This window comes from Vibrio sp. CUB2, assembly GCF_001557945.1.
Taxonomy (GTDB): domain Bacteria; phylum Pseudomonadota; class Gammaproteobacteria; order Enterobacterales; family Vibrionaceae; genus Vibrio; species Vibrio owensii.
Genome location: NZ_LNRB01000072.1, coordinates 1 through 665, shown reverse-complemented (window position 1 = coordinate 665; position 665 = coordinate 1). Strand labels below are relative to the sequence as shown.

1 protein-coding gene is annotated in these 665 nt (G+C 46.8%); it reads left to right on the top strand.

The features are described from left to right. The coding region (locus ATB78_RS27895; RefSeq protein WP_061011163.1) for an IS30-like element ISVa6 family transposase at positions 1-665 on the top strand (665 nt) is incomplete at both ends.

Below are 665 nucleotides of genomic sequence, written 5' to 3'. Positions count from 1 at the left end.
GGTCGTCACAAAGCTACTATCTATCGAGAAATTGAACGCAATTCCCGATACAACAGACACTTTAAAAGGTACTCCTATCAGGCGTGGAGAGCCCAACAAATGGCTCGTAACCGGCTGAGCCGCTCGCGCAGAAATAAGCGCTATAGCGAAATCGACTTCAGGTTACCTGAAGCCTTGCTACGACTAGATTGGAGTCCTGACCAAATCGTCGGATACCTAAGAGGAAGAGGCTATCCAACAATGAGCCACGAGCTCATTTATCAGCATATTTGGAACGACAAAACTCTCGGTGGAACCCTATGGAAACACCTACGCCAATCCACTAAGAAAAGGCGCAAAAGGTATAACTCAAAAGACAGCCGAGGTCGGCTGGCAGCAAAGCGTCATATTACCGAAAGACCTGCAAAAGCTGAGCATCGAAAAGAGCCTGGTCACTGGGAGATTGATACCGTCGTTGGCCGCGGAACCAAGCACTGTATCGTGACTTTAGTCGACAGAATGACTGGCTACACTTTTATTGGGCAAATGGACGATAGAACAAGCGAGTCGCTCAACGTAAGAATGAGCAAAATCATGACCCGCTCTGACTTACCTTTTAAGACGATAACTGCGGATAACGGCACTGAATTTCATGGTTATGCACAACTAGAAAAACATCATAACTG